The following is a 4,225-nucleotide window of genomic DNA, read 5'->3' on the forward strand; positions in this document are numbered from 1 at the left end:
TTCGTAGGCCGGATAAGGCGTTCACGCCGCATCCGGCATTTAACGGCATTACTTGGTGATACGACCCTGTGCATCTTTCAGCGCGGCATCAACAGTCTGGCGACCGCTGGCAGCGTTGATCACTGCGGTACGCACGGCATACCAGAAGGCGGACATCTGCGGGATGTTCGGCATGATTTCGCCGTTTTTGGCGTTATCCATGGTGGCGGCAATGCGTTGATCTTTCGCCAACTGATCCTGGTAAGACTTCAGCGCCACGGCACCCAGCGGTTTGTCTTTATTCACTGCTTCCAGACCCTCGTCGGTCAGCAGGTAGTTTTCGAGGAACTCTTTCGCCAGTTCTTTGTTCGGGCTGGCAGCGTTAATGCCTGCACTCAGAACACCAACGAATGGTTTGGAAGGTTGTCCCTTGAAGGTCGGCAGCAGCGTCACGCCGTAGTTCACTTTGCTGGTATCGATGTTGGACCATGCCCACGGACCGTTGATGGTCATCGCAGTTTCACCTTTGTTAAAGGCTGCCTCTGCGATGGAGTAATCAGTATCCGCATTCATGTGTTTGTTTTTAACCAGATCAACCAGGAAGGTCAGACCCGCTTTCGCGCCAGCGTTATCCACACCAACGTCTTTCACGTTGTATTTATCGTTTTCATACTTGAACGCATAACCACCGTCGGCGGCAATCAGTGGCCAGGTGAAGTACGGTTCTTGCAGGTTGAACATCAGCGCGCTCTTACCTTTCGCTTTCAGTTCTTTATCCAGAGCCGGGATTTCTTCCCAGGTTTTCGGTGGGTTCGGCAGCAGGTCTTTGTTATAAATCAGCGATAACGCTTCAACTGCGATCGGATAAGCAATCAGTTTGCCGTTATAACGAACAGCATCCCAGGTGAAAGGATACAGTTTGTCCTGTAACGCTTTGTCTGGGGAGATTTCAGCCAACAGACCAGATTGGGCATAGCCGCCAAAGCGGTCGTGCGCCCAGAAAATAATGTCCGGACCATCGCCAGTTGCCGCAACCTGGGGGAATTTCTCTTCCAACTTATCTGGATGCTCAACGGTAACTTTAATTCCGGTATCTTTCTCGAATTTCTTACCCACTTCTGCGAGGCCGTTGTAGCCTTTATCGCCGTTGATCCAGATTACCAGTTTACCTTCTTCGATTTTGGCGAGAGCCGAGGCGGAAAACATCATCGTCGTTAAAACAGATAATGCGAGGATGCGTGCACCTGTTTTTATTTTCATAATCTCTGGTCCTTGTTGGTGAAGTGCTTGTGAAAACGCCTGAACGGACTCTAGTTTCTTTATACGGCAACCTCTTTCCATCCTCCTTGCCCCTACGCCCCACCCTCGTTTTGTGTGATCTGTGTCGCAGAAATAGCCGTATTGCGGGGAGGCGCACACAAAATTGCCATGTTTTTTGCAAGCAATATCACGAATTTCCTTACTTCTCCTCGGATTAGTATGCAGACACCATCTTCTCATCCTCCCGCCTCCTCCCCCATAAAAAAGCCAGGGGGTGGAGGATTTAAGCCATCTTCCGATGACGCATAGTCACTGCATCATGAATGTTGCTGTCGATGACAGGTTGTAACGAAGGGAGAAGGGCATGGCGAGCGTACAGCTACAAAATGTAACGAAGGCCTGGGGGGATGTGGTGGTATCGAAAGATATCAATCTCGACATCCACGAAGGTGAGTTCGTGGTGTTTGTCGGACCATCTGGCTGCGGTAAATCCACTTTACTGCGCATGATTGCCGGTCTTGAGACGATCACCAGCGGCGACCTGTTCATCGATGAAAAACGAATGAACGACACCCCGCCAGCAGAACGCGGCGTCGGCATGGTGTTCCAGTCCTATGCGCTCTATCCCCATCTGTCTGTGGCAGAAAATATGTCGTTTGGCCTGAAATTAGCAGGCGCAAAGAAAGAGGTCATCAACCAGCGTGTTAACCAAGTAGCGGAAGTGCTGCAACTGGCGCACTTGCTGGATCGCAAACCGAAGGCGCTCTCCGGTGGCCAGCGTCAACGTGTGGCGATTGGTCGTACGTTGGTGGCCGAGCCAAGCGTGTTTTTACTCGATGAACCACTTTCCAACCTCGATGCAGCGCTGCGCGTACAGATGCGTATCGAAATTTCCCGTCTGCATAAACGGTTGGGTCGCACAATGATTTACGTCACTCACGATCAGGTCGAAGCGATGACGCTGGCCGACAAAATCGTGGTGCTGGATGCCGGTCGCGTGGCGCAAGTCGGGAAGCCTCTTGAACTGTATCACTATCCGGCAGACCGCTTTGTCGCCGGTTTTATTGGTTCACCGAAGATGAACTTCCTGCCGGTGAAAGTAACTGCTACCGCAATCGATCAGGTCCAGGTTGAGCTGCCGATGCCAAACCTCCAGCAAGTCTGGCTTCCGGTTGAAAGCCGCGATGTTCAGGTCGGTGCCAACATGTCGCTGGGCATTCGCCCGGAACATTTACTGCCAAGCGATATCGCTGACGTCATCCTTGAGGGTGAGGTTCAGGTGGTCGAACAGCTTGGCAACGAAACGCAAATTCATATCCAGATCCCTTCTATTCGTCAAAACCTGGTGTACCGCCAGTCTGACGTGGTGTTGGTAGAAGAAGGTGCCACATTCGCTATCGGCCTGCCGCCAGAGCGTTGCCATCTGTTCCGTGAGGATGGCACTGCATGTCGTCGACTGCATCAGGAACCGGGCGTTTAAGCATCCTACAAAAGACACAGAGCCTGTGACAGGTGATGTGAAAAAAGAAAAGCAATGACTCAGGAGATAGAATGATGATTACTCTGCGCAAACTTCCTCTGGCGGTTGCCGTCGCAGCGGGCGTAATGTCTGCTCAGGCAATGGCTGTGGATTTCCACGGTTACGCTCGTTCCGGTATCGGCTGGACAGGGAGCGGCGGTGAACAACAGTGTTTCCAGACCACTGGCGCTCAAAGTAAATACCGTCTTGGCAACGAATGTGAAACTTATGCTGAATTAAAATTGGGTCAGGAAGTGTGGAAAGAGGGCGATAAGAGCTTCTATTTCGACACTAACGTGGCCTATTCCGTAGCACAACAGAATGACTGGGAGGCCACCGATCCGGCTTTCCGTGAAGCGAATGTGCAGGGGAAAAACCTGATTGAATGGCTGCCAGGTGCCACCATTTGGGCTGGTAAGCGTTTCTATCAGCGTCATGACGTTCATATGATCGACTTCTACTACTGGGATATTTCTGGTCCTGGTGCCGGTCTGGAAAACATCGACGTTGGTTTCGGTAAACTTTCCCTGGCAGCAACGCGTTCTTCTGAAGCGGGCGGTTCTTCCTCTTTCGCCAGCAACAATATTTATGACTATACCAACGAAACTGCGAACGACGTCTTTGACGTGCGTTTAGCGCAGATGGAAATTAACCCGGGCGGAACCTTAGAGCTGGGTGTCGACTACGGTCGTGCCAACCTGCGTGATAACTATCGTCTGGTTGATGGCGCATCGAAAGATGGCTGGATGTTCACTGCCGAGCATACCCAGAGCATCCTGAAAGGCTTTAACAAGTTTGTTGTTCAGTACGCAACAGACTCTATGACCTCACAGGGCAAAGGGCTGTCGCAAGGGTCTGGCGTCGCATTTGATAACGAACACTTTGCTTACAACATCAACAACAACGGTCACCTGCTGCGTATCCTGGATCACGGTGCGATTTCTATGGGTGACAATTGGGACATGATGTACGTGGGTATGTATCAGGACATCAACTGGGATAACGACAACGGCACCAAATGGTGGACCGTCGGTATTCGTCCGATGTACAAGTGGACGCCTATCATGAGTACCTTGATGGAGATCGGCTACGACAACGTCGAATCCCAGCGCACTGGCGACAAGAATAACCAGTACAAAATCACCCTCGCACAACAATGGCAGGCTGGCGACAGCATCTGGTCACGCCCGGCTATTCGTGTCTTCGCAACCTACGCCAAGTGGGATGAGAAATGGGGTTATGACTACAACGGTAGTTCCTCTTCTAACCCGAACTACGGCAAAGCTGTTCCGGCGAACTTCGAAGGCGGTAGTTTCGGTCGTGGCGATAGCGATGAGTGGACCTTCGGTGCCCAGATGGAAATCTGGTGGTAATAGCAAAACCTGGGCCGGATAAGGCGTTTACGCCGCATCCGGCAACCAACGCCTGATGCGACGCTGTCGCGTCTTATCAGGCCTACAACCGCTG

The 4,225-nt window shown here is 51.8% G+C and carries 3 protein-coding genes; 2 read left to right on the top strand and 1 reads right to left on the bottom strand.

The window, feature by feature from the left end; genetic code table 11:
- Positions 1–48: 48 nt before the first annotated feature.
- On the bottom strand, positions 49–1,239 hold the full coding sequence (gene malE, locus A31E_RS02910) for a maltose/maltodextrin ABC transporter substrate-binding protein MalE (protein ID WP_000695404.1): 1,191 nt from the start codon (positions 1,237–1,239) through the stop codon (positions 49–51).
- Positions 1,240–1,603: 364 nt separating this feature from the next.
- Here malE and malK point away from each other — a divergent pair, with 364 nt between their 5' ends.
- Together malK and lamB are read left to right on the top strand one after the other, a co-directional pair.
- Positions 1,604–2,719: a maltose/maltodextrin ABC transporter ATP-binding protein MalK gene (malK, locus tag A31E_RS02905; RefSeq protein WP_000179158.1), complete on the top strand. Its 1,116-nt coding sequence runs from the start codon at positions 1,604–1,606 to the stop codon at positions 2,717–2,719.
- A 71-nt stretch (positions 2,720–2,790) separates the two neighbouring features.
- A complete protein-coding gene (gene lamB / locus A31E_RS02900) occupies positions 2,791–4,131 on the top strand; it encodes a maltoporin LamB (protein WP_001517566.1) in 1,341 nt (446 codons plus the stop codon).
- Positions 4,132–4,225: the final 94 nt, after the last annotated feature.

Source organism: Escherichia sp. KTE159, assembly GCF_000408805.1.
In the GTDB taxonomy this organism is placed as follows: domain Bacteria; phylum Pseudomonadota; class Gammaproteobacteria; order Enterobacterales; family Enterobacteriaceae; genus Escherichia; species Escherichia marmotae.

Coding starts and splice junctions, on each gene's coding strand:
- malE (WP_000695404.1), bottom strand. CDS start 1,239: ATGAAAATAAAAACAGGTGCACGCATCCTCGCATTATCTGTTTTAACG.
- malK (WP_000179158.1), top strand. CDS start 1,604: ATGGCGAGCGTACAGCTACAAAATGTAACGAAGGCCTGGGGGGATGTG.
- lamB (WP_001517566.1), top strand. CDS start 2,791: ATGATGATTACTCTGCGCAAACTTCCTCTGGCGGTTGCCGTCGCAGCG.